Below are 25,640 nucleotides of genomic sequence, written 5' to 3'. Positions count from 1 at the left end.
TCGTCGCTATACTCTATTGAAAGGACATAGTTTTGTTTTATTAAGGCTAAGGGTTTCCTCACTCTTAAAGCTTATTACTTGGTTACTAAAGTAAAGCTATCGCTAGTATCGTTCCATTCTATTTTAATTACTAATTCATCATCGGAACTGGCAGTAGGACTGTTTGAACCTAATGATTTGTTAAAATATATGCCTTCTTTGTTTAATTTGGCATTATCTGCACCAAAATCTATATTTCCGTTATTATTTGATTCAACCTGGTAATGAAAAGTATCTATTCCTTCTATGTTATTTCCTTTGTAATTAAGTTGAATTTGGTATTTTTCTTCTCCATTACTCTGATTTACAGTTACTCTGGCTGACCAAATTTCACTCTCGCCATCAAATGTTAAGTCATTATCATTTGATTGGCATCCAAATAATATGATTACCAAAAAAATGATTGCGAAAGATATTTTTTTCAAAGAACTTACCATCTCCTTGTTTCAATATAATTTCTGGCATTAATCAAATTCGTTCGTTCAACAAAAACTATACATTGAATTTGGACATGCGTAAACTGTCATAAGTTACTTTAGCTTCACTTGCAAATGGTGTCACAAAACTAGTTAATATTGTGTTTTGTAGTTTCATTGCTAGGACGATCAAACAAATAAGAACGAAGTAAGGCCTTCACTAAATATGAAATAATAAATTTAGCTGTATGATTTTCCCTTCTGTTGTATAGTTAGAGTAAGTTATAACAAGGAATCCCGAACAATTTGGGCAGAGTTGCATGGAAGGGGACAAACTATGAGACGAATTATTTTAACGACAGAGAGTGGCGCGGATTTACCCGGGGATTTAGCTGAGAAACATGCTGTGCAGGTGGTTCCGATGCATGTCATAATGGATGAGCAGGATTATTTGGATGGTTCTTTGCCTGTAGAGGACATTTATAACTATTATGAGCGGACGAAAAAAATCCCGTCTACTTCTGCAACGAATGTGCATGAGTACCAGGAGTTTTTTGCGAAAATAAAAGCGGATTTTCCTGGTTGCGCCATTGTCCACATTGGTTATACGTCAAAGGCCTCCGCTTCCTTTCAAAGTGCGGTGATTGCATCTGAGGATTTTGAAGATTTGTTTCTCATTGACGCATTAAATGTAACAGGCGGGTTGGCGGCAATTGTCATGTATGCTGTAAAGTTACTGGAGCAGGAACCTTCCATTGAACCTGAACGATTAATCGAACAAATTGAAGCAGTGGTTCCTAAATCGAGGCTGGCTTTCATTCCCGGCAGCCTGGATTTTTTAAGAGCGGGTGGACGGGTAAGCAATGTTGCCTATCTAGGCGGGGCTTTGTTAAAAATAAAGCCAGTGATCGAATTGATAGAGGGTAAGCTTGTCTCTACTAAAAAATATCGCGGGAAAATGAGTGTGGTCGCTGAAAAGCTCATGAGTGAATATTTGAGTGAATACAACATTGATAGAGAGCAGCTTTATTTACTTTACTCGATCGGGCTTGATGATAGTATAAAGCAACGGATGGATGAATTAGCAAAAGAGGCTGGTTTTAAAAATGTAAGATGGATCCAAGCCGGTGCGATGATTTCGACTCACGCCGGGCCTGGCGGGTTCGGAATTGCGGGGCTGGAAGTATAGTTTGGCTGTGAAAATCTACCCTGGCCTGCTATCTAAATAAACAGGCAAACTTTATTAGCCTTCCCATTACTTTAGATGGGGAGGCTTTTTATTATGTTCGCACGGATGGTGAAAACCTAAATAATCATCACTGGTCCTTATTACCCAAATTATTTATGGTCATATTCTCGTCAATAAGCATGAACAGGAATAATGATCATTGAGTAGAAAGATAGTAGGAAAAGGCTAGGAACTGGATGGTCTATATTTGTTGAGGACTTAGCCCGCTGTTTTGAAAATAAATAAGAGAGGAGTTGATCTGACATTCGATTCAATACTATTAAAATGGGGAGGCTAGTAATGAAGAATCAAATTTTTAAAAGACGGTTTATACTCTATTTCTGTTTTACACTTGTCTTCAGTTTATTTGCTCCTTATACAGTATCAAACTCACAAACAATAAATAACAGTACTATGCCTGGAGTGGTTTTGAACGGTGGTTTTGAAGAGGCCGTAATTCCTGGTTGGAGCCTTGTTACGAATAATTCATTAACAAGTATAGCTGTCAGTGAAGATAGGGCTCATACAGGGAGTAAAAGCTTACTGTTTAAAGATTTAAATAGCAGTACTACCGGTGGTAATTTGCAAATCACAAGTGAAAAAGTACCAATTAGTTCGGGGCATTCTTATACAGCGAAAGCATTTGTAAACGTTGTTAGTCAAACTCATAGTATTGGGTATGAGGTTCATTATTTTAACGATGAAAATACAAGGGTAGGATCAGCAACATTTATTAACTACCGGGCAGCAGACTTAGGAACAAACCAATGGACCGAAATCAGTGTGCCATTCACAGCTCCGGATGGGGCAACAAAGGTTGAGCTTCGGTTCAATTCCGGGCATCCTTCTAAAACGGAAGCTTACTTTGATGATGTGAAAATTGTGAAGGATTCGGATTCTACAGAAACACTGCCGGTAAACGCATCTTTTGAATTGGAAGTCGTATATCCTGGCTGGAGCCTCGTAACCAAAAATCCATCCACAAGTATCACATTCAGCGGAGAAAAGGCCCGCACCGGAAATAAAAGCTTATATTTTTTAGATGAGAATAGCAATAATCCGGGTGGGAATTTACAGGTAACGAGTGAAAAGGTTTCTGTTACATCAGGAGAGTCTTATATCGCGAAAGCATTTGTAAATGTTGTCAGACAATCACATAGTATTGGTTTTGAGGTCCATTATTTCAACAATGAAAATCAAAGGGTAGGAACAGCAACATTTATTAACTTCGGCTCTGCTGTTTTAGGAACGGACAAATGGACTGAAATTCAAGTTCCATTTGTGGTTCCAGATGGTGCCGCCAAAGTCGAACTACGCTTTAACTCAGGTCACCCTTCCATTACGGAAGCGTATTTTGACGATGTAACAATTGAAGGTACAACCATAGAAGAACCTCCAACAGAGGACATTTACAATGAAGTGGTGAATCCAGGCTTTGAAGAGAAAGTAACGGCTGGCAACATTTTAGGTTGGAAATCAGAGTTTGAAGGTCCAGGCATTCAAGTTAGTTCAGAACGGGCGCGTACAGGAGTACAAAGCTTACACTTACACGATACAACTGACAAGGCGGGTGTGAGTGTTTTAAGCGATAAAATCGCCGTTGAGCCTGGTACCTCTTACTTATTAACCGTCTTTTCCAATGTCGTTAGCCAGACACATAATGTCGTGACAGAAGTTCGGTATTTTGATAAAGACAATAAGAAAATTACTGACCATAGAGAACTTAACGGCAACTTGCAGAAAAATGAGTGGATAGATTTAAAGGTATTCAGTGTTGTTCCAGAGAATGCGGCATATGCAAGACTTGCATTCTATTCTGGAGGTATTAGTTTCACAGAAGTCTATTTTGACGATGTTACATTCAAAAAGGTAACAGATGATTCCCACTTAGACCGTGAATATGCCGAACCTATTAACCTTGGAGAAATGGTCCATGTTCAATTGGGACAAGCAGGGGTAATTCAAAAAAATAGTTTAGGTGAGAATGAAGTATACTATCATTCGAATGGCCATCCAGGAACATTCTCGGTATTGGACGCAGAAACGGGGAAACTTAAATTTTCTAAAGTCATTGATAATACAGAAGCTGTATGGGCCATAACCATTGGCCCTGATAAAAATGTGTACTTTGCGGGAACTTCTGATGGAAAATTATATCGTTATGTACCGGAACGAAAAGTTGTCGAATACCTCGGAGCCAATCCTTCTGCAGCCTGGGTTTGGGATATAGAAGCGACAGAAGATGGCAAAATTTATGGTGCAACATACCCAGGCGCTGGCGTTTTCGAATATAATATCAACACAGGTGAATTCAAAGACTTTGGAAGTGTCACGAACCAGGATTACGCACGGGGATTAGCCGTTGATGGGGATTATATTTATGTGGGAATTGGAACAACAAAGCATCTGTATAAAATTAATCGCCATACACGTGAAAAAGAGGAGCTTATCATCGAAGGGCACTCTGGTGAAAATGGTTTTATTCAAGATGTTTGGGTTGTGAACGGGAAGCTTCTCGTGGCCGTTTCAACCATCAATATGCTTGTCATCGATCCAGAGACAATGGAAGTTGAAGGCTCGTTCGAGTTTAGCAATATGATTTCTGAACCTGATCCGAATCAGCCCAATATGATTTATTACAAAAAGGGGACACAATTTTATAAATATGATCTCGATTCAAACGAAGAAACGTTGATTCAAGAACTTCCAATTCTTCCGGATACTCCACGGGTAAAGGATATGGCTTGGATTACATTATCTACTGGCAAAACAGTATTGGCGATGGTGACACAGTATGGCGAATACATGCTCTATCATCCAGAAACAAATGAATTGTCGTTCGTCATGCTAGACCTGGCTGCAACTGCTGTAGCCATTCAATCGCTTGAATCCGGTCCAGGCGGAAAGCTTTATATGGGCGGATATCAGCGCGGCATGAGTGTATATAATCCATTCACCAATGAAATCGAAGTAAATGTTTCTTCGTTTGCCCAGCCAGAAGGAATCGGATTCATGAACGATACCGTTTATTTTGGAACATATGTAGGGGCTATTATGTACAGCTATGATCCAACACAGCCAGTAGATTTAAATAGCAATCCAAAAATAGAATATGATATTAAAGACGAGCAAGACCGCCCATTTGCCATCACATCGGGTGAGAATAAGCTATTTGTTGGAACAATCCCTGATTACGGGGTTTTAGGTGGGGCCCTGGCTATCTATGATTCTGAAACAAATGAATGGTCACAGCAGCGAAATGTTGTTCAGGATCAAAGTATTATTAGCTTGGCCTACCGCGATGGCAAGTTATTTGGAGGAACCTCAGTATGGGGTGGACTAGGAATAAACCCTAAAGCAGAAGAAGCGAAAATCTTTGTTTGGGATGTTGAAAAGGGTGAAAAAATTACAGATTTCACACCGAAAATCCCGGGAATCGATGCAGCACCTCGAATGATTGGTGATTTGTCATTCGGACCGGATGGATTTTTATGGGGTGCCGTTGAGGGAACAATCTTTAAAATGGATCCCATAACCTTTGAAGTGGTGGATAGTAAAGTCATACGGCCAAGTTTATATAACAGCAGTAAATGGTTTCCATACCGCCTTAAATGGGGGCCGGATGGCATGCTTTATACAACATTATCTCGTAAATTGATTGTAATTGATCCAGAAACATTAGATTACAAAGTGCTTGTAGAGGATTTCATGAACAGCATGACAGTCGGAGTGGATGGGAGCATTTATTATGCGCTTGGAAGTGAGCTCTATAAAATCCCTGTACCTGAAACAGATGCAACCTTAACATCAATTAGCATTGATGGTGAAGCAATGGAAGCCTTCCAACCAGGAAAATTAGACTATACCATTTATGCTAGCCCAACTGAAAACATTCTTGCAGAGTCGAATCAACCTGATGCTCATGTTGAAATCGTACATGGATCCGAGAAAACAGTTATCAATGTAACAGGAACAGATGGCATTTCAACGTTAATCTACACAATTACATGGACAGAGCAACTATGCAGGCCGGGCAAACCAGACAAACCTGGCAAACCAGAAAATCCTGGCAAGCCAGAAAATCCAGGCAACCACCATAAACCATGTATGCCAGGTAAGCCGGGTAAACCAACCAATCCTGGTAAACCTGAGTAACAGGTAGACCTCAACAATTTGAAAATAAAGCTTTTTACAACAAACGATATTGTTTGAAAAGAAAAAGGACTGCATCTCCCTATTAGGGAAAGAAATGCAGTCCTTTAAGCTGTTCGTTTATTTTTTCCCAAATGTCGATTTCATCCTTAAGACGGGATTATCTTCAATGGAAGGATCCCATGCCAGTACCTGACCGTAATCGAGTAACACTCTTTTCAATTGTTCGTAATCAACCGCTTGAACTGTCGTGTTATCTTGATGGGCCAACGCGGCAGCAGCTCCTGCAGATTGGCCCAAAATCATAAATACCGGCTCCATTCGAATCGAACCATAGGCTATATGTGAACTGGATAAACATATTGGAACGAGTAAATTCGTACATTCCGCAGATTTGGGGCGAATTGAACGATAAGAAATTGGGTATGGTGAGATGGGTATTTCAACATCGCCTTCATTATAAACCCTTCCGTCTATAATTAATCTTCTACAATGGTGGGAATCCATTTGATAGGAAGCCAGCCCGATTGAATCTTCAACTGAAACGTCACCTAAACAATTTCGATCTGTCATTACGTAGTCAGATATCATTCTCCTTGCTTCCCGAATATAGAGCTGATGCGGCCAATGGCCAGTTTCTTCGAATTCATCACGAGCCAATCCCCACGCGGATACTTCGTCTCGAATTGCTTGAGGTACTTGCTCGTCATAGGCTAAAAAGTAGAGCATGCCGAGATTATATGTAAAATGGTCTCGGAAAATCCTTTCACGGGTTTCATAATTCCCTTCCGGCCATTCATAATTCATCCCGATATAGTCAGTCGAAAATCCTCCATAATTATTTAAGTCCGTCTTTCCGTTAGGCAACATGGTATGAAGGTTCATTGCATCCCAAACACCGGCATTGATATTACGCAATAGTAATGCATACCGTTCCGGATCATATGAAGGAGGTTTAGGAAAAGGGACTCGATTGACAGGGTTCTTTGTTAAGCAAATCCGGAAATTATAAGCTTGAATCCGATGATCTCCTTGTCCCTGGTATCCAAGCGTGTCATGGCTGGTTTCTGTAATTCCAGGCAAAACACCGCTTGCAGGGTCATCTTCGTGATAAAAAGGGGAGATCCATTTTTCAAATTGATGGTGGGGATGCCCGAACTGAATCCCATTATAAGTCTCTTTGTAGGTGGCATTCGATTCCCTGCCTACAAAGTAAGAAACACCAGCTTTAGCCATTAGGTCCCCTTCATAGCTTGTATCAATGAAAATGTCTCCTTTATATACAGTTCCATTTTCCATTATTATTTCTTTAATTTTTCGATTCTCTGTTTTTGCTTCTTCTAAATGTTGGTTGAAAAACACCTCAATGCCATATTCTTTTAGCCATTTTTCGAAAACCTGCCTGGCTGCCTTCGGTTCAAAGGTCCATTGTTCTTCTGTACCGTAATACGTTCCTAATGCCAGGAAAAACTCTCGCGATAAGCCTCCGATAGCTTCTTTGGCACCACTATCTGAGGCACCTAAACCACTTGCTGAAATCCCGCCAATATGTTTGCCAAACTCCGCAATGGCTACAGTTAATCCCATTTGTTTTGCTTGAATTGCCGCTGTAATACCGGCTGGAGTGGCACCATATACAATTAAATCTCTTTCAATTATCTTTGGGTCACTAGCTTTCGGGGTAGTTACATAATAATGCAACTGACTGAAATCCATATAAATACCTCCTAGATGGGATCAAAACGGCATTTCGAACTTATCTTAAAGTTTATGGCAATGATGTTATTAATCAAGACTTTAAACGGTCTTTAAATAGCTAACAAAGAATGGGCGGAAAGTTTCAGCATTATCTGAAATAAATTAAATTAACATTAATTGAATTCGCTGGAGTAGAAATCGGCTGGCATAATATAAAGAGGGGGTCCAACGATGGGACACCCTCCAACTTGATTAAAGGTTTATATCTATCACTTTTCTTCGGCTGTTGATTCTATGCAAGGCTCGGTTGCTGCAATATGTTATTACGATAGCTAAGACACTTCCAGTGAATAAAGGGATGATCCCAGGGAGGAATCTTATAATGATTGATAGAAGCATGCATGAAGTAAGAATGAGCATTGTTTCTAAAATCGAAGATGCACCTAATAAGAATGATTGTTTGATATATTGAAAGAATTTCATTTCAAATTGTGTGTATACAGGGAAGAAGTACAATAAAGTTAGGATATACGAAATCGCTATAAATCCAATTACAGGGTACAATAATTGAAGTTTCTCGCCGTTCATTTGTAAAAACATGAAGTCGTAAACGATAATGTAACCAATTACGATGAAGAATAAGCCGAATAGATTTAGGGAAACGAAGTCTTTTCTATAGGTTTTCCAAAAGGACTGAAAGATTTTTTCAACTGGTTCTTTTCGGAGCCACTTTTGAACGATTGTAAACATAGCGCCCGTAGAAGGGAAGAGGCCAAATAGCCCCAGTCCTGCAAATGTGAAAAAAATCCAAAGTATATTTAAATAAGCTATCTTTACCATCCAAGTTGCTAAGCTATTAAACTTCTCCCAACCACCCAATTCAACACCCCATTATCAGAAATAATGTCCCTTCAAAAGCTGCGTAATAATGGAAAGAACCTATTTAAAGACATTTAATAGACTTGTCACTTAATTTAATTAAAAATAGAATAGAGATAATAAATTGATTGTATTATAACATAATTCAAAATAGTGGCTATACCATTTTTGGGAAATTAAGGAGGGATGTAGGGGAATGACAGAATTTCGATTATTACATGAGGGAGATTTTAAACAAGCAAGTGATTTGGCAGACAAAGTTTTTCGCAAAGAAGGCCATGTGTCTATGGGAATAGCGTTTCCGCAAGTATTCTCACCCGCATTAAATCAATCATATGGGGCATTTATGGATGGACAGCTAGTTAGTTTTATCGGATTAGTTCCATCCGTACTTCATATCGAAGGAGCTGAAGTCCAGGCGTATTCAATTGGTGCCGTCTGTACGGATCCTGATTATCGAAAAAAAGGACTGGCCAATACCCTATTACAAATGGTTTTTGAACACATCAATAAATCTAGTGCGTCAGTTTTATTTATTTCCGGTGATTTACCAATCTACCTTAAACAGGGATGTACTTATTACGGAAAGATGAATCAATATAAAATGCACCAAGGTGACCTGCCAGCGGAAGAGGACTTTACCATTCGAGAGCTTGGGCCTTACGATTGGTTTCAACTAAGGAAACTAAGCCAGAACCGTCCGGTTAGGTATGAACAAAGTATTTATGATCTAGCTCTGCTCAATGAAGCGGCTGGTTTTGCCAGCATTTTTAAGATGAACCATAAAGTCTTGGTGGCTGAAGTGAATCAAGAGGTAAAAGCATTTTTAGTATTCGGGATGCCTTACCATGGCCACCAGGAAAAGGTAGATTCTAGAGTAATAGAATGGGGAGGAGACCCTCGGGCCGTCCGAAGCCTGCTCTCAGCAGCATTTACATACAATTTAAATTCCTTGTTGGCCAATGTTCCAACCTTTGATTTAGGCCTTAACCAGCACCTCGAAACCCTGCCAAAAGAAGAACTGCCGTTTCCAGGAACCATTAAAATTATGAATCTTGATTTACTGCTGGCTCAGCTTGGTCCGTATTTTGAAAACAAGCTGACCATCTCAAATGTTGATGAAAATCATAAAGAACTTCAGTTTAACCAGAGTTCTGTAATAATGGGCTGTCAAGAATTAGGAGAGGTGATCTTAAAAGGAAATGAAGACAGCGATCTGTCCTTAAAGGATGTTTTTCCGATTCCTTTTCCGTTCCCGCAAGGATTGAATTATGTTTAATTATTTTTCTAGGTTCTTCACCATAAGTGCTGGTTAATGATAAAAATGCCTAACTTTTATGTTGATTGGAGCGGAGGGCACCGACTCCTCGAAAATGCTACGCATTTTCTTCGTGCGTGGGTGAATTCGGGGAAGCCATTCAGAGTCCTGCGGGATGCAGCGGCAAGGTGGAGACCCACGAAAAGCGAAAGTGCCTTGGTCAGCCCTGACAAGCGCTGGAGGGCCTGAAGGAAAAGTCGCTCTTTGACTTTACCTGAAGGATCGAAGCGACCTCGAGGGGCTAGGCGCTGTAGCTGGACAAACAGGCGCTAGCGCCGAGGAGGCTCCTTACTGCTCCTGCGCCAAAGAATATTCGAGGAAGCTCTCTTCAGCTCGTCGCAAAGCCCTTGATGTTTTTCGAGAAGCTTATTCATGGAGTGAATTCCAGGAAGTTGCTTTGACGCCCCGCGGAAAGCGTGTGCCCGTAGCATAAATCAACACATTCGTTAAAACCACTTTTTTAGGGTGAAGAAATTTTCTTTAGCTCTTACTAAATAATTTCCATAATCTATTTAAAGACACTTTATAGACTTGTCACAATATTTCAAAAAAACTAAAATAAGGGTAGTTGTTGAATTTTTTTTAATCCTTTTTGTTAACGCTTTCAATTTACGGTTTTTTCAGTTAACTAGTTTAGTGGTTTTAAGGAGGGGATATTAAAAATTTTTAAATAAGGAAATCTTGGATTTTATTATTAATTTTAACTGGGGGAAAAATTACATGAAAAAGAAAAGTTTATGGTTCATGGTGCTCATGCTTGTATTTAGCTTAGTGCTCGCTGCTTGCAGCAAAGAGAAGGCTGGAACGAAACCAAAAGAAGACGGCAAGGTTGGTGGCGAAATAACGATATGGGTCCATCCTTATACTGGTGATGCTACAAAGGAAGAAGAAATGTGGAAAGAAATTATTGCAAATTATAATAAAGATTTTCCTGACGTTAAAGTAAATATTGAAACGATTCCTTGGTCTAACCGCGACCAGAAAGTACTAACTGCATTAGCCGCAAACAATGGCCCGGACATATTCTATGCCATTCCTGACCAAATGCCGCAATATGCCGATGTCGGGATGCTGCTTGAGCTGGATCCTTATTTAGATGATAAGGATCTGGAAGGATTTGTTGACAGTTCATTGGTAGCGACTACTTGGAAAGGCAAGAAATATGGATTGCCGATTTTACAGGAAGCTTATACATTCTTCTACAATCTGGATGTTGTTAAGGCAATTGGTGAAGATCCAGCGAAACTGCCAGCCACGTGGGAAGAATTTGAAGCTTGGGCGGCAAAAGCAAAAGAAAAAGATTTCTATGCTTTGTCCTATGCGGGCGGAGGTTCCATGAACGGAACGATTTACCCTTGGATTTGGCAGGCTGGCGGAGATGTTGTCACAGCTGAAAATGAAGTATTAATCAATAGCGAAGATAGTGTCAAAGCGTTCGAAATGATTAACAAGATGTATCAAAACAAGTACATTCCGGAAGACTCCATTACCGCAACGAACCATAATGAGCTTTGGATGGGCGGAAAAATGTTAGCGGTTCTTGGCTCTGGAATCGACGTAACCATGCTGCAAAAAGAAGGGAAATTTGAATTTGCATTTGCACCGCCATTAAAAAATAAAGAACTAGTAACATACGGTACGACTGGTATGTTTGTTGTTCCTTCCAACAGCGATAACCCGGATGCAGCGGCTGAATTTGTAAAAGCGATTACCAACACGGACAACCAACGTATCTTTAGCACAGTGACGCAATATATCCCAACTCAGGAAGCTGCCAAGGATATCTTCGATTCAAATAAATATTTGAGCCAGTTGGCATCATATACCCAATACGCCCTGCCTGGAGTTATTCATCCAAAAGGCCGTGCGATCATGCCATTTATCCAAGCTCAGGTACAATCGATGATGGCAGGGGAAAAAACTCCTCAAGAAGCAGCAGATGCAGCGGCTGAAGCAATTGAAACGGAGCTTGCAAAGCCGTAAACGAATAACTTTTTTGATGAGAGAGTTTTATTCCATTGTGAATAAAGCTCTCTGTTACTTAAGAATAGCGGATGGAAATTGTTAGTGGCTGCCAGCGGAATACATACGGCTTGCATTTCAAAGCCGATCAAAAAATGAAATAAGGTGATTGCTTGGAAAAGGTCATGGCTGTAAATGATAACAAGTTGCCTTTGGATAAAAAACAGCTTAAACGGCCATTGGTGAAAAGGATAAAGGATGAATGGAAAAAGAACGCGCTCGTCTATATTATCCTTGTCCCGATACTAATCCATTTTCTTATCTTTCAAATTATCCCCTTTGTATACAGTTTCGTTTTGACATTCATGCATTACCGTGTCATCGGTACATCGGAATTCGTCGGTTTAAGAAACTGGCAACAACTGTTAAATGACAAAATTGCCTGGAAATCCATCTGGAACACCGTCTTATTTTCCATTTACTACATCATCCCGACAATGGCGCTCGGACTGATTCTCGCCCTTATTTTGAAATCAGGCATCCACATGACGAAGTTTTTTAAAGGGGTATTTTTCCTTCCTGTTGTTACTTCGTTTGTTGTTATTGCCGGCATTTGGGAATGGCTTTTTTCGGGAACGAAATCTGGTTTTATTAACTACTTGTTAAGCTTTTTAGGCGTTGAAACTCAATTATTCCTATCTGACTCTTCACAAGCGCTAATGGTATTGGCGGGTTTAAGTATTTTCAAAGTTTCCGGAAGCACGATGATTTATTACTTCGCCGGGCTCCAGTCCATTCCAAAGGATATGTATGAAGCAGCGAAGATTGATGGCGCATCGCCTATTAAATCCTTTTGGATGATTACTTTCCCATTATTAAAACCGATTCATTTCTATGTCTTGATCATCACGACGATAGGATCTTTCCAGATCTTTGATTCGGCATTTTTATTGACTGGCGGAGGACCGAACTTCTCAACCAGTACGATTGTTTATTATCTGTATTCGATTGGCTTTACCAATTTGAACTTTAGCTATGCTGCTGTTCTTTCCTACGTGTTATTCGCGATCATCTTAATAATTTCCCTTATACAGAGAAAATTAGTGGGGAAAGATCAAGGTATTTATTAATGAGTCAGCGTGAGTGTAAGGGAGATGAACGATCTTGTTGAAAAAATTAGGAAAGTATTTTGTGATGTTCTTCCTGGGTTTTTGCTTTCTCCTTCCGTTTTTAATCATGGTGTTTGGGTCACTTAAAGAAACGACCTTTGCATCATTGAGTCCTTTGTTCTGGCTTCCCACGGACCCTTCCTTGAATAATTTTATTTATCTGTTTAGAAATGACAATTTTCTGCGCTGGATTTTTAACTCTGTTGTCATTACGGTTATCCCCGTATTTTCTCAAATGTTTTTCGCGGGGCTGCTTGGTTATATTTTTGCGAGAAAACAGTTTTACGGACGGGAATTCATTTTTTGGACCTTCATGGCGGTCATCATGATTCCATCCCAATTACTGATCATTCCTAAATTCATCATGTTTTCAAAATTCGGTTGGATTAACGAATACGAAGCATTAATCGTTCCTGAACTTTGGGGGATTATGGGGGTATTTTTAGTTCGCCAATTTATGCAAGGCATACCAATGGAATTAGATGAGGCAGCCCGAATTGATGGCGCTGGAGATTTTCACGTTTTTCGTAAAATTTATATGCCTTTGGCTTTTCCATCCATTGCAACAGTCGGTACGTTTTCATTTGTAGGTAACTGGAATGATTTATTTCAGCCGTTAATTTTTATGACGAATGAAAAAATGTTTCCTATTACAGTTGGATTAGCTTCCACTTTAAATAAGGAAGGGAATTTTGGAATTGAAATGGCAGGGGCTACACTTTCATTCATCCCGACCTTTTTAATCTTTTTGTTTTTCCAGAAGTACTTTACAGAAGGCATCCAGCTGTCAGGTTTGAAATAATTCTCATCATAATTTGGGAGAGAATCTATGGGGAATTTAAAAATTGGGATTGTTGGGCTTGATACCTCGCACGCGGTTGCTTTTACAAAATTGCTAAATGATCCGACTCATCCCTTCCACGTTAACGGCGGAAAGGTTGTAATGGCATTCCCAGCAGGATCATATGATTTTGAGTTAAGTTATTCGCGGATTGGCGGGATTTCAAAAGAAGTTGAGACCCATGGAGTGCAAATTGTGGATACAATCGAAGAAGTGGCAGAGCAATGTGATTCTATCCTAGTAGAGTCCGTAGATGGAAGAGTGCATCTGGAGCAAGTAAGAAAATTAGTTAGATTCAAAAAGCCGCTATTCATTGATAAGCCATTTTGCTTATCTTCAGCCGAAGCAGCCAAAATGGCCGAACTATCGGAGCAATATCATGTTCCCATAATGAGTTCATCTGCCTTGCGTTTCGCTGAACCTTTAAGGCAGGCTCTATCTATACAGGATAAAGGGCAGATCATTGGTGCGGACTGCTTTGGCCCAATGGAAATGGTTGAAACGCAGCCAGGCTATTTTTGGTATGGGATACATACGATTGAAATGCTTTATGCAATATTAGGAAACGGTGTGCGGCATGTAAAGGCTAACTCCCAACATGCTTCTGATTTGATTGTTGCCCAGTGGAAAGACGGTAGAATCGGTACGGCCAGAGGAAATAGAAAAGGCAATTATAACTTTGGGGCAGTTATTCATTTTGAAAAAGGAAATGAATTTGTGTTGATTGATTCTTCATCCAAACCCTTTTATGCCAGTTTATTGGAACAAATTCTGCTTTTCTTTCAAACCGGTAAACCAATAGTCCCAATGGAGGAAACACGGGAAATCATCCGTTTTATTGAAGCGGCTAATGAGAGCAGGGAAACGGAAAAAATGGTGTGTATCTGAGGGGGAAAAGGAGAAGGGAAATGAAACAGCGGGCCGCTAACTAGTCCCGCCGTTTCAACTATTCCAAGTGAATTTCTTTTCTAATCGTTATCACCAAGGATAAAACTGAGCCGATAAATTCGTCGGGGCCTACCTTTATAAGTGATTTTTTCTTCACCAACAATATCCACCAAATTCGCATCCATCCATTTTAATAGAATCCGATGGGCGCTTCTAGTTGTAATATCCAAAGTTGAAGCGAGTTCTTGTGCCGTATAATCATACTTTTTATGGCGGGCCACTCTTGCCATTAGTTTTGTCATATAAGCCGCGGACATTCCGGCCTTTTCCGCTTTTTCGAGCAGTTCTGCATCCGTGATGGATAAATCGTATTTTTCATATTGCGTATCTGTGATAATGTCAACCGGTCCGATTACACTTTGGTCTTCACGGACAATGTAACAAACATTGCCGCCTAATTCTTTTGATTGGCGCAGTGCAAGCCTTGCGTGGCTGCCTGCTTCCGCTGCTGAGCGGCCAAAGCCGACCCCAATGCTAATCGTTACACCGAGCTCACTTTTAGCGGAATTTAATAATGGAATAAATTTATACCCGCGTGTTTCTCTTTCAAAAATACCGCGCGTGGTTATAAATGAAAATTCTTCTCCGCCTGAATTAATCAAATGGCCATCTAGCAGTTTTGTATAGTTCAACATCATTTGCTGAAATTTCAGTTTGAGTACTTGTACCTCATGTTCGGTCGAATATTTTTCAGTTGCTTTCTTAAATTTATCAATATCGATAATCCCAAAGACGATTTGAGATTCTTTATTTTTCCTAGCTTCCGTTGCGAGCAATGCACGTTCAAGGGAAACGATTAAATCCTGGTAGGTTGGCGTTACCCATTCATTTGGAATGCTCATTTCTGATAAGTTAAGTGAGACCTCCTGAATGCCGGTAATGGCAATTGAACCATTCTGCAGATAGTTGTCTTGGTGAAAGTGAACAATCGATTGAATGGAGCTGTGGTGATTGTTATGGGGAAAGAATGTAAATTCATAGTTATTTTCGCCTAAATCATAAAGAACCTGTTGTATGTATTTTTCTTCAACGGTATCAATCGAGAAATAGGTATAATCATATTGGTTTTTTATTAAAAATAAAGATCGGTAAAGTCCGGTTCCCATTGAAGGGACATAGTGGACTGGTACTGAAAAATCAAATTGGTGCTTTGCTTTTAGGTAGGTTTGGAATTCAGTAAATAAAATAACTTCCAATTGTTTGAAACGGTCAGCGGTAATCTCTGAATCTATGGAAGATGGAGTTGCATTGATAAATACAGGACGTAAATTCGGAAATGCCTCAAGCGCTTTCATTACTTCCTTTTCTAAAGCTTTTGGACTGACAATGCCAATTGCAATTTCAATTCGATTGACTGAGTATGGGCTTGTTTTCATCTTTTCAGCTCCTGTTAAAGACACATTAAAGAAATGTCTTTATATAATCCTATATCAAGATTAAGGAGAACTAACTGAATTGTCAAACAGAATTTTTCCCTAAACAAACGCGTGGTTATTAAAAGACCTTAAAGTGACTTGTCTTTTAAAAATGCGAATTATAAAATAAAGTTGAAAATTAAAAATATTTAATAGCTTAATGAATAAACAATGAAGTCTTAGGAGGATATAAATGAAAACGATTGCAGAATTAGAAGAGTTTATGTCATCACCAAGCGAAGCATTAATTCAGGACATCCAGCAGCTTAATGGAGATATTATGATTTTGGGTGTTAGCGGGAAAATGGGACCTACTTTAGCGAAAATGGTGAAAAGAGCGGTTGATCAGGCTGGTGTCCCTAAACGAGTAATTGGAGTAGCCAGATTTTCGGATCAGAGCTTAATTGAAGAGTTAGAGAGATGTGGAATTGAAACCATCCAAGCTGACCTTTTAAAAGAAGATGATCTTCGAGGCCTACCGCAAGTGAAGAATGTTATTTATATGGCAGGGACTAAATTTGGAACAGTCGGCAATGAACATAATACATGGGCTATGAACGCCTACCTTCCAGGCCGAGTGGCGGAAAAGTTCAAAGACTCGCGGATTGTTGCTTTTTCAACAGGGAATGTTTATCCATTTACGGCTGTTACAAGCAATGATTGCACCGAAGATGTTGTTCCAAATCCTATTGGTGAATATGCTCAATCATGCTTAGGCAGGGAACGGATTTTCACTTATTTTTCCTATAAAAACGAAACGCCAATGGTACTTTTTCGATTAAATTATGCGATTGACCTGCGCTATGGAGTCCTGCTGGAAATTGCAAAACAAGTACACCAGGAAAAGCCAATTGATTTAACAATGGGAAATGCCAATGTAATTTGGCAGGGCGACGCGAATGAGTATGCGATCCGTTCCTTGCTGCATGCAAGTTATCCTCCAAAACCCCTCAATGTTACCGGGCCTGAAACGTTATCAATAAGATGGCTGGCAAAAGAATTCGGAAAAAGAATGAAAAAGGAACCATTGTTTGTGAATACAGAAAGTCCTACTGCATTACTTAATAATTCTTCCCATGCGCATAAATTGTTTGGCTATCCAAGGGTGACGGTTGAACAAATGGTCGATATGATTGCTGACTGGGTGATCAGTGACGGACACACCATTAATAAGCCAACGCATTTCCAGGAGAGAGAAGGTGCTTTTTAATGCTTAAAGAGGCTGTTAAGAAAAAGCTTCATTCTGGTACAGTGATTCCAGCTCATCCCCTTGCATTAACAGAAGGGAGAAAGCTTGATGAAACAGGCCAGCGGGCATTAACACGTTATTATATTGATGCCGGAGTAGGCGGAATTGCTGTTGGGGTTCATACCACTCAGTTTGAAATTCGCGATCCCGAATTCAACCTATACAAAAAGGTGCTAGCCCTTGCGATAGAAGAAACAAAACGGGCGAATGTTCCAGATGATTTTATCAAGGTGGCAGGGATTTGCGGACCGACAGAACAGGCAATTGAGGAAGCAAAATTCAGTTATAGCCTTGGCTATGATTTAGGGCTGTTGAGTATGGGCGGGTTAAACCATCTGTCTGAGGATGAGGTCATAGACCGCGCTGAAAAGGTAGCTGAAATCATCCCGCTCTTTGGGTTTTATTTGCAGCCAGCAGTAGGCGGGAGAATTTTCTCTTATGATTTTTGGCACCGCTTTGCGTCCATTCAAAATGTTTACGCCATTAAAATTGCGCCATTTGACCGGTACTGTACGATTGACGTCGTTCGCGCTGTCTGCAATTCCTCTCGCAATGAAGAGATTGCTCTATACACAGGTAATGACGATAACATCATTAATGATTTAATTACGGCCTACCAATTCAATGTTGGAGACAAAAAGGTCGAAAAGAGAATTGTAGGCGGCCTTCTTGGACATTGGTCAGTTTGGACTAAAAAAGTAGTTGAAACGTTTGATGAAATGAAAAAGCTGCAAAATCAAGATTCTATTCCTGCCCACCTGCTTACCCTTGGCCAAGAAATTACGGATGCCAATGCAGCGATTTTTGATTCACGCAATGCCTTTAAAGGGAGCATTGCAGGGATTAATGAGATATTAACAAGACAGGGCCTGTTAAAAGGCAATTGGTGCCTGCTTGACCGTGAAACATTAAGTCCAGGGCAGGCAGAAGAATTGGACCGGGTTTATGCCAGCTATCCACACTTACAGGATGATGAATTTGTGAAAGCAAATTTATCGAAGTGGTTCGCTAATTAATAGACGGAAGAAGGATCTTATTATGAAACGAATCGTGGCACATAACAAGAAGATTGAAATCATAGAGGATGAGATGCCGGCTTTGGATGGGAAACCATCATATGTATTAATCAAAACGATGTATTCGGTTATTTCACCAGGAACCGAACTGACGATCCTTTCAAACAGTGAAAATAAGCAAGTACATCTCGGCTACAGCGCGATGGGGGAAGTAGTGGAATGCGGAAGTGAGATTACAGATGTTAAAAAAGGTGATTTAGTAGCTTGTTATGGTGCTCCATATGTGCATCACGATGAATTTTTGCTGGTTCCCAAAACCTTGTATACCAAGGTTCCTGAATCTGTTGATCCAAAGGAGGCTGCTCTGGGCGGACTTGGGGCGATTGCCATTCATGCACTTCGCATCGCGAACCTGCAATTTGGTGAAACTGCAGTAATCGTAGGATTGGGCGTTTTAGGGCAATTAATCGCCAAAATCGCAAATGCCGCCGCCTACAATGTCATCGCTTATGATCTTAGCAAAAGCAGGGTCGAAATGTTAAAGGAAGAAAAGTTTAAATCCTTTGCGACGGTTGAGGAGATGGAAGAGGCAATCCGTATCGGTACCAACTCCCGTGGAGCGGATGCTGTTCTATTATGCACAGGCGGGAAACGCTCCCCGCTTACCCAAGAATGTTTGAAGTGGATCCGGACGAAAGGAAAGGCGGTTATTGTTGGAGATATTGAACCCGACTTTCCAAGGGATTTAATGTTTGCCAAAGAAGCAGAAATCCTTATTTCCCGGGCAGGCGGACCTGGCCGATATGACAAGGTGTATGAAAAAGAAGCCATCGATTATCCATATGAGTATGTACGCTGGACGGAAGGCAGGAATGTCGCGGAATATATTCGGCTTATAAGCGAAAAAAGGATTGATGTTCGCCCATTTATTACAGAACTCGTAGAACTGGAGGATGCGCCGCAAGAATTTGAAAAATTGTTTGAAAAGGAATCTGCCACCCTTACAAAACTCATTCACTTTAAATAATGTTCAGGATTCATTCCGGGAAGGTTTTTATTTCATTCAAGATGGGCTCCCATCCTGGTGTGGCAAGTTTTTTGTCTACATCAAGGGGGTTCCCCCTGAAGATGGTGAAACCTTCCTTTTGTTGGGTTAAATAGCTAAAAAAGAACGAATCGGGCGTACCACGGAAAATAGTGCTAAAAGAAAAGAGGTATCTACTATGAAAATCAACCTAACGGGCGAAATAAATTCCATTTTGCCAGGATTACAGCTTATATCGGATGAGTTGAACATCCAATTAAATCCAGATGGTTATCCAATCACCATTACACAAAGGGTCGGTCCTATAAACATTAGCAATAAAGGCGGAAGGGGAGAAATCTTCTATCAGGAAAAAATTCATTTTTTCCGTGCCATTGGATTATGGCTGGAACTCTACAATAAAAATGGGGAATTTGAACGGACTGAACAGCCCCAATTTCAAACGAGCGGCGTGATGCTTGATGCTTCCAGGAATGCTGTTTTAAAAGTAGAAGAAGTAAAAGGGCTTCTGAGAAAAATGGGGAGAATGGGATTAAATGTCGTCATGCTTTATACAGAAGATACATATGAAGTCCCGGATTATCCGTATTTTGGCTATATGCGCGGAAGATATACAGAGACAGAGCTAAGGATTTGTGATGACTATGCAGATTCATTCGGGATTGAAATGATTCCATGCATCCAAACTCTTGCCCATTTAACAATGGCATTAAAATGGGGGTATGCTTCAGAAATAAGAGACACGGCAGATATTTTATTGGTTGGTGAGCCGAAAACGTATCAGTTTATTGAAAGCATGATCGAGGCAGCTGCAAGACCATTCAGAACAAAGCGGATTCATATCGGCATGGATGAAGCTTTTCAGCTTGGGCTTGGCCGATATTTAGATGTGAATGGATATGATAATCGATTCGAGATAATGAATAAACACTTAAATCAAGTTGTTTCCATTGCGGAGCGTTATGGATTGAAGCCCATGATTTGGAGTGATATGTATTTCCGCTTAGGCTCCAAAAAAGGTGAATATTATGATGAGGATTTACACATTCCAAAGGAAGCAATTGATTCGATTCCAGAAAATCTGCAGCTTGTTTATTGGGATTACTATCATGAAGATGAAGCTTTTTACCGCACGTATATCCAAAAACATAAAGAGTTAGGGAGGGATACAGTTTTTGCTGGCGGGGCATGGACTTGGAACGGGATTTCACCGAATTACGGAAGAGCGTTCGCCACAACGGAAGCCGCTTTAACAGCATGTAAAAAGGATGGCATTCAAGAAGTATTTACAACATTATGGGGAGACAACGGAGCAGAAACCCCACTAATAACGGCCGAACCAGTCATGCAGCTGTTTGCTGAACATACCTACCAGGAAACAGTTGGCAATGAACAGTTGGCGGAACGTTTCCACTTTTGTACTGGAAATCATTTAGAAGATTTTCTTCTTTTAAACCAATTGGATGAAACCCCCGGCGTTATGAAAAATAACTTGCGTTCATCGAATGCTTCAAAGTTTTTATTGTGGCAGGATGTACTGATCGGATTATTTGATGAAAACATCCGTGGGTTGGACATGAACAGGCATTATCAAAGCCTTCTTCCCCAATTTAAGGCTGCTTTGGAACGAAACCCTCGCGCATCTCTTTTATTTGAGTTCTATGAACAATTAACGAAGGTGTTAAGCGTAAAGGCGGAAATGGGCATCCAGTTAAAGACGGCATATGACCAGATGGATAAGAAAGAAATGAAGATTCTATTAGAAGAGATTAAAGGGTTGACGATGCAGATAGGGAATCTTCATCGCAAACATAGGGAAGTTTGGTTTTCTTTATATAAACCATTTGGTTGGGAAATCATTGAGCTTCGCTATGGCGGACTGACAGCCCGGATGGAAACGGCACAATTTCGCATTCAACAGTGGCTGGAAAATAAAATCGACAGGATTGAAGAGTTGGAAGAAAAGAGGCTAATTCATGATGGCCCACTTGGTATTCCTGAAGGTTCATTAGGCAATCATTTTTATCACCGGATTGCTACAGCGGGTAATATCATTTAAATGAAAAAAGAAGAAAAATACCTTGCCTAAGGAGGTGGAAACATGCCAATAATCCAGTTTCCAAAAGGAATGAAGTGGGGAACTGCGACAGCTGCCTACCAGGTTGAAGGGGCAGCATTTGAGGATGGGAGGGGGTTATCGATATGGGATACCTTTTCCCATACTCCGGGTAAGGTGAAAAATGGGGATAATGGTGATATCGCCTGTGATAGCTATCACCGTTATGAAGAGGATATCGAATTATTGGCGCAGTTGGGTGCAAATGTGTATCGCTTTTCTGTTTCCTGGCCAAGGATTTATCCAAACGGAAAGGGAGATCTCAATCCTAAAGGGCTGGACTATTACCATAACCTTATCAATAAATTAGTGGAAAAAGGGATTGAACCAATGCTGACCCTTTATCACTGGGATCTGCCACAAGCCTTGCAGGATCTCGGTGGATGGGCTAATCGAGAAACCGTTGAAGCCTTTAGCCAATATGCTGAAACTGTTTTTAAGGAGTTTAATGGAAAAGTAAAGTATTGGCAAACGATTAATGAACCTTTATGTGCAGCATTTTTATCCAATTATCGAGGGGTTCATGCGCCAGGGTATCAAGACTTGCAATTAGCAGTCGATATTTCCCATCACTTGGTTTTAGCGCATGGAAGAGCGGTCCAGCTATTTAGAAATTTGGGGATAGAAGGAAAAATTGGAACAGCAACCAATACAACCTGGAGAGAGCCATTCAGCAATAAAATAGAAGATATTGAAGCTTGCAGGAGAGAAATCGGCCATAATATCGACTGGTTTCTCGATCCTATCTTGAAGGGGCAATATCCCCAATATCTGGTGGAATGGTTTAAGAAAAAAGGCGCGGAACTTCATATTGGGGAAGGGGACATGGAAGCCATTCACCAGCCAATCGATTTCATCGGAGTAAACTATTATTCAGGCAATATCGCCCGATATAAAGAAAATGCCGGCTTATTGGATATTGAAAATATTGAAATCGATTATGAACAAACCTATATTAACTGGCCTATTTATGCAGACGGCCTTTATAAAGTTTTTCATTATCTTGAAGACCGATATGGTAATATTCCGCTTTTCATTACCGAAAACGGGGCATGTTGCATTGATGAAATGGTTAACGGGAAAGTGGAAGACAAAGATAGAATCAAATATTACAAACAGCATTTAACAGCAGTCAGCAGGGCGATTGAGTCGGGTATCAATATTATGGGGTATCTGGCCTGGTCGTTACTGGATAATTTTGAATGGGCGGAGGGCTATGGAAAACGATTTGGCCTTGTGTATGTAGACTTTCTTACATTGGAACGAATCAAAAAAGATAGCTATTACTGGTATAAAAAAGTAATTGCCAATGGGTGGATGGAAATTTAGCTGGAAGGAATTAACCAGAAATCCGAAAGAGGTAGTGATTGTATGCAAAATGTACTATTGATAGGTGCTGGAACAATGGGGACGGAACATGCTGCTTCCTATTACTCAATGGATAATGTACATCTAGCGGGAATCGTTGATTTTCGAAAAGAGCAAGCGGCACACGTTGTCGGCAGCCATAATACTAAAATTTTTGAGACATTGGAAGAGGCGGTAGAAAATCTCGGCCATATCGATGTGATTGATATATGTGTTCCTACTTTCCTTCATAAAGAATATGTAATGAAAGCAGCCGATTTAGGGATCGATGTAATCTGCGAGAAACCTTTAGCTTATACACTTCAAGATGCGAGAGAAATGATTGATTATTGCGTTGCGAAAAATGTGAAATTATTTGTTGGCCATGTTGTCCGTTTCTTTCCTCAATATGCAAAAGTACGTGAGCTTGCAGTGAATGGAACGATTGGAGAAATTGGTGTCGTCCGAACAAGAAGAGGGGGGAATTTTCCTGCTGGATGGAGCGATTGGTATGCTGATGAAACCAAAAGCGGTGGTGTAATCCTCGATTTAATCATCCATGATTTTGATTTCCTGCGTTGGACCTTTGGGGAAGTTGAAAGAGTGTTTGCCAAAGGCCTTACTGGAAGAAACTTGGACCACCTAGATTATGCTTTGGTAACTCTTGCTTTTAAGTCAGGGGTCATTGCTCATGTGGAAGGTACGTGGGCCCATCAAACATTTTCTTCACAATTTGAATTTGCCGGAAAAAGCGGCATTCTCGAATATGATAGTTTAAAAGAAGAGCCCGTTCTCCTGTCTATTAGACAATCACAAGAAGAAAAAGGCGGCGTATCCGTTCCTCAAAGCCCTTTGAAAAAATCACCTTATCAAGTGGAGCTTGAACATTTCCTGCACTGTTTAAAGACGAATGAACCTCCAATTGTAACTGCGGAAGATGCTTATAAAGCGATGGAAATATCAACAGCCGCTCTTCAATCATTAAAAACCGGTTTACCTGTAACCCTGGATACTAAAGGGGGAGAACAGGAATGAAGATTGGAATAATCAGCTTTGCACATATGCACGCAACTAGTTATGCCTCCGTAATAAATGGCATGAAGGGTGTTACTCTCGCGGGAATAGCCGATGACAATGAAGAAAGAGGCAAAGAATATTCGGAGTTATTTAACACGGCCTATTATAAAAACTATCACGAACTGCTTGATTCCGATATAGATGCAGTCATTGTGACATCTGAGAACAGCTTCCATCACCAGCACGTTGTTGCTGCAGCAAAGGCAGGTAAACACGTGCTATGTGAAAAGCCATTAGCTACGACTATAGAAGATGGCAATGAAATGATTCGTGTATGTGAAGAAAATGAAGTTTTTTTAGGAACAGCTTTTCCAGTCCGATTTAATACTCCTATTCAAGAAGCTAAAAGGATGATCGAACAGGGAGTTCTAGGAGAAATTCTCGCGATTAAAGGAACGAATCGGGGAACGAATCCGGGGGGCTGGTTCATTGATAAAGAAAAATCAGGTGGCGGAGCTGTTCTTGACCATACGGTCCATGTTGTCGATATTATGAGATGGTTCACTGGTGCGGAAATTGAAGAAGTTTACGCTGAAATAGGCAATGTGTATTCAGATCATCCAATTGATGATTGCGGGATCATTACGATGGAATTTACGAATGGAATGTTCGCTACATTAGATTGCAGCTGGTCAAGGAATAGCAGCTATCCTACATGGGGCGATGTAACATTGGAAATCATCGGATCAAAAGGGAACGCAAAAGTAGATGCTTTTTCCCAAAAGGTCGACTTATATTCCAATTCCGAAGGGGTTAAATGGATTGGATGGGGAGATGACATGGACACAGGCCTGATAGAAGATTTTGTTAAGAGCATTAAAGAAGGAAAGCCTCCGCTTGCGACAGGACATGCAGGATTGAAGGCCGTAGAAGTTGCCCTCGCAGCCTATCAATCTTTTGACAAAAAGAGCCCTGTTAAACTGTGTTGAAAAATAGAAGTCAATGGAACACTTGATTCTTTGAAAACTTTATCAGAGCAATACGAGGATAAGCGGTAGGAGGTTGCTTATATGGATTCCATTTTATCGAAGCTAAGAGGAGGCTTAATCGTCTCCTGTCAGGCACTTGAACATGAACCGCTCTTTGGTTCCGAAACGATGGGGAAAATGGCGCGGGCGGCAATGGAAGGCGGTGCTGTAGGAATCAGGGCCAACACTCGGGAAGATATTCTCGAAATTAAAAAAGCAGTGGAATTGCCAGTGATCGGGTTAGTAAAAAGAGACTATAAAGATAGCGAAATATATATTACCCCCACACTGCGTGAAGTGGGTGAGGTTGTTGAAGCCGGTGCGGAAATCATCGCTTTTGATGCAACGAAAAGAAGCCGGCCAAACGGCCAATCCCTTAAAGAACTTGTGGAAGAAGTAAAGAGGGAATATCCCAATCATTTGTTAATGGGAGATATCGCAACAGTTGAAGAGGGGATTTATGCAGCAGAATTAGGATTAGATTTCATTTCAACAACCCTTTGCGGCTATACCCCATATACGACTGAACACAACTCGTTTAACCAAGAGCTCTTAGTTCGTTTAATTCAGGAAACAGATGTCCCCATCATTGCGGAGGGAAGGGTAGATACCCCTCAACTTGCGGCAGAATGCATTCATTTGGGGGCATTTGCGGTTGTCGTTGGGTCTGCTATTACAAGGCCACAGGAGATAACAAAACGATTTGCTAATGAAATCCTTAATTTAACAAATGGCCGATTATAGAAAAGTCATTTTT

19 protein-coding genes are annotated in these 25,640 nt (G+C 40.5%); 15 read left to right on the top strand and 4 right to left on the bottom strand.

Translation table 11 applies throughout. The features are described from left to right. Positions 1-74: 74 nt before the first annotated feature. Positions 75-464, bottom strand: coding sequence for a hypothetical protein (locus AR337_RS20410; RefSeq protein WP_059173881.1), 390 nt, complete (start codon positions 462-464; stop codon positions 75-77). 328 nt (positions 465-792) lie between these two features. Here AR337_RS20410 and AR337_RS20405 point away from each other — a divergent pair, with 328 nt between their 5' ends. Beyond that, entirely contained in the window at positions 793-1,644 is an 852-nt protein-coding gene (locus AR337_RS20405) for a DegV family protein (RefSeq protein ID WP_059173880.1), read from the top strand. 339 nt (positions 1,645-1,983) lie between these two features. Next, positions 1,984-5,838, top strand: a complete 3,855-nt coding sequence (locus AR337_RS20400) for a carbohydrate binding domain-containing protein (protein ID WP_059173879.1) — start codon at positions 1,984-1,986, stop codon at positions 5,836-5,838. 117 nt (positions 5,839-5,955) lie between these two features. On the opposite strand, the gene AR337_RS20395 is transcribed toward AR337_RS20400, so the two are convergent. Further along, positions 5,956-7,551 carry an FAD-dependent oxidoreductase gene (locus tag AR337_RS20395; protein WP_082687096.1) on the bottom strand — a complete coding sequence of 532 codons (1,596 nt, stop codon included), beginning with the start codon at positions 7,549-7,551 and terminating at the stop codon, positions 5,956-5,958. A gap of 234 nt (positions 7,552-7,785) precedes the next feature. Next, positions 7,786-8,373, bottom strand: coding sequence for a YesL family protein (locus AR337_RS20390; protein ID WP_253702014.1), 588 nt, complete (start codon positions 8,371-8,373; stop codon positions 7,786-7,788). 235 nt (positions 8,374-8,608) lie between these two features. Between AR337_RS20390 and AR337_RS20385 the strand changes: the two genes are divergently transcribed. The 5 genes from AR337_RS20385 (at position 8,609) to AR337_RS20365 (ending at position 14,590) form a co-directional block, all read left to right on the top strand. Further along, a complete protein-coding gene (locus AR337_RS20385; RefSeq protein WP_059173877.1) occupies positions 8,609-9,691 on the top strand; it encodes a GNAT family N-acetyltransferase in 1,083 nt (360 codons plus the stop codon). A gap of 759 nt (positions 9,692-10,450) precedes the next feature. Then, positions 10,451-11,713 carry a sugar ABC transporter substrate-binding protein gene (locus AR337_RS20380; protein ID WP_059173947.1) on the top strand — a complete coding sequence of 421 codons (1,263 nt, stop codon included), beginning with the start codon at positions 10,451-10,453 and terminating at the stop codon, positions 11,711-11,713. Positions 11,714-11,865: 152 nt separating this feature from the next. Continuing rightward, positions 11,866-12,822 carry a carbohydrate ABC transporter permease gene (locus tag AR337_RS20375; protein ID WP_253702006.1) on the top strand — a complete coding sequence of 319 codons (957 nt, stop codon included), beginning with the start codon at positions 11,866-11,868 and terminating at the stop codon, positions 12,820-12,822. Between the two features lie 37 nt (positions 12,823-12,859). Next, the gene (locus AR337_RS20370) at positions 12,860-13,663 is read left to right on the top strand and encodes a carbohydrate ABC transporter permease (protein ID WP_059173945.1); all 804 of its coding nucleotides are present in this window, start codon (positions 12,860-12,862) and stop codon (positions 13,661-13,663) included. A gap of 27 nt (positions 13,664-13,690) precedes the next feature. Further along, on the top strand, positions 13,691-14,590 hold the full coding sequence (locus AR337_RS20365; protein ID WP_059173876.1) for a Gfo/Idh/MocA family protein: 900 nt from the start codon (positions 13,691-13,693) through the stop codon (positions 14,588-14,590). 80 nt (positions 14,591-14,670) lie between these two features. Here the strand turns inward: AR337_RS20365 and AR337_RS20360 are convergent, their stop codons facing one another. Next, entirely contained in the window at positions 14,671-16,026 is a 1,356-nt protein-coding gene (locus AR337_RS20360; RefSeq protein ID WP_059173875.1) for a hypothetical protein, read from the bottom strand. A gap of 232 nt (positions 16,027-16,258) precedes the next feature. Here AR337_RS20360 and AR337_RS20355 point away from each other — a divergent pair, with 232 nt between their 5' ends. From AR337_RS20355 to AR337_RS20320, 8 genes are all read left to right on the top strand, one after another. Beyond that, positions 16,259-17,275, top strand: coding sequence for an NAD(P)-dependent oxidoreductase (locus AR337_RS20355; protein WP_059173874.1), 1,017 nt, complete (start codon positions 16,259-16,261; stop codon positions 17,273-17,275). Beyond that, positions 17,275-18,330 (top strand): dihydrodipicolinate synthase family protein, encoded by a 1,056-nt coding sequence (locus AR337_RS20350; protein WP_059173873.1) that lies wholly within the window; start codon positions 17,275-17,277, stop codon positions 18,328-18,330. The genes AR337_RS20355 and AR337_RS20350 overlap by 1 nt, the downstream gene beginning before the upstream one ends. A gap of 22 nt (positions 18,331-18,352) precedes the next feature. Then, positions 18,353-19,357, top strand: a complete 1,005-nt coding sequence (locus AR337_RS20345) for a zinc-binding alcohol dehydrogenase (RefSeq protein ID WP_059173872.1) — start codon at positions 18,353-18,355, stop codon at positions 19,355-19,357. Between the two features lie 196 nt (positions 19,358-19,553). After that, entirely contained in the window at positions 19,554-21,434 is a 1,881-nt protein-coding gene (locus AR337_RS20340) for a beta-N-acetylhexosaminidase (RefSeq protein WP_059173871.1), read from the top strand. Positions 21,435-21,476: 42 nt separating this feature from the next. After that, entirely contained in the window at positions 21,477-22,820 is a 1,344-nt protein-coding gene (locus AR337_RS20335) for a GH1 family beta-glucosidase (protein ID WP_059173870.1), read from the top strand. Between the two features lie 42 nt (positions 22,821-22,862). Beyond that, positions 22,863-23,873, top strand: a complete 1,011-nt coding sequence (locus AR337_RS20330; RefSeq protein ID WP_059173869.1) for a Gfo/Idh/MocA family protein — start codon at positions 22,863-22,865, stop codon at positions 23,871-23,873. Further along, positions 23,870-24,844 carry a Gfo/Idh/MocA family protein gene (locus AR337_RS20325; RefSeq protein WP_059173868.1) on the top strand — a complete coding sequence of 325 codons (975 nt, stop codon included), beginning with the start codon at positions 23,870-23,872 and terminating at the stop codon, positions 24,842-24,844. The genes AR337_RS20330 and AR337_RS20325 overlap by 4 nt, the downstream gene beginning before the upstream one ends. 81 nt (positions 24,845-24,925) lie before the next feature. Beyond that, on the top strand, positions 24,926-25,627 hold the full coding sequence (locus AR337_RS20320; RefSeq protein WP_059173867.1) for an N-acetylmannosamine-6-phosphate 2-epimerase: 702 nt from the start codon (positions 24,926-24,928) through the stop codon (positions 25,625-25,627). Positions 25,628-25,640 lie beyond the last annotated feature (13 nt).

It is taken from the genome of Bacillus sp. FJAT-27445, assembly GCF_001510665.1.
Classification (GTDB): Bacteria; Bacillota; Bacilli; order Bacillales; family Cytobacillaceae; genus Bacillus_D.
This window is presented reverse-complemented; position numbering and strand designations above follow the sequence as displayed.

Excerpts from the sequence above, each read along its gene's own strand:
- AR337_RS20360 (WP_059173875.1), bottom strand. The coding sequence starts at position 16,026 with ATGAAAACAAGCCCATACTCAGTCAATCGAATTGAAATTGCAATTGGC.
- AR337_RS20390 (WP_253702014.1), bottom strand. The coding sequence starts at position 8,373 with ATGGTAAAGATAGCTTATTTAAATATACTTTGGATTTTTTTCACATTT.
- AR337_RS20350 (WP_059173873.1), top strand. The coding sequence starts at position 17,275 with ATGCTTAAAGAGGCTGTTAAGAAAAAGCTTCATTCTGGTACAGTGATT.
- AR337_RS20355 (WP_059173874.1), top strand. The coding sequence starts at position 16,259 with ATGAAAACGATTGCAGAATTAGAAGAGTTTATGTCATCACCAAGCGAA.
- AR337_RS20400 (WP_059173879.1), top strand. The coding sequence starts at position 1,984 with ATGAAGAATCAAATTTTTAAAAGACGGTTTATACTCTATTTCTGTTTT.
- AR337_RS20380 (WP_059173947.1), top strand. The coding sequence starts at position 10,451 with ATGAAAAAGAAAAGTTTATGGTTCATGGTGCTCATGCTTGTATTTAGC.
- AR337_RS20320 (WP_059173867.1), top strand. The coding sequence starts at position 24,926 with ATGGATTCCATTTTATCGAAGCTAAGAGGAGGCTTAATCGTCTCCTGT.
- AR337_RS20330 (WP_059173869.1), top strand. The coding sequence starts at position 22,863 with ATGCAAAATGTACTATTGATAGGTGCTGGAACAATGGGGACGGAACAT.
- AR337_RS20335 (WP_059173870.1), top strand. The coding sequence starts at position 21,477 with ATGCCAATAATCCAGTTTCCAAAAGGAATGAAGTGGGGAACTGCGACA.
- AR337_RS20365 (WP_059173876.1), top strand. The coding sequence starts at position 13,691 with ATGGGGAATTTAAAAATTGGGATTGTTGGGCTTGATACCTCGCACGCG.
- AR337_RS20325 (WP_059173868.1), top strand. The coding sequence starts at position 23,870 with ATGAAGATTGGAATAATCAGCTTTGCACATATGCACGCAACTAGTTAT.
- AR337_RS20345 (WP_059173872.1), top strand. The coding sequence starts at position 18,353 with ATGAAACGAATCGTGGCACATAACAAGAAGATTGAAATCATAGAGGAT.
- AR337_RS20385 (WP_059173877.1), top strand. The coding sequence starts at position 8,609 with ATGACAGAATTTCGATTATTACATGAGGGAGATTTTAAACAAGCAAGT.
- AR337_RS20395 (WP_082687096.1), bottom strand. The coding sequence starts at position 7,551 with ATGGATTTCAGTCAGTTGCATTATTATGTAACTACCCCGAAAGCTAGT.
- AR337_RS20340 (WP_059173871.1), top strand. The coding sequence starts at position 19,554 with ATGAAAATCAACCTAACGGGCGAAATAAATTCCATTTTGCCAGGATTA.
- AR337_RS20405 (WP_059173880.1), top strand. The coding sequence starts at position 793 with ATGAGACGAATTATTTTAACGACAGAGAGTGGCGCGGATTTACCCGGG.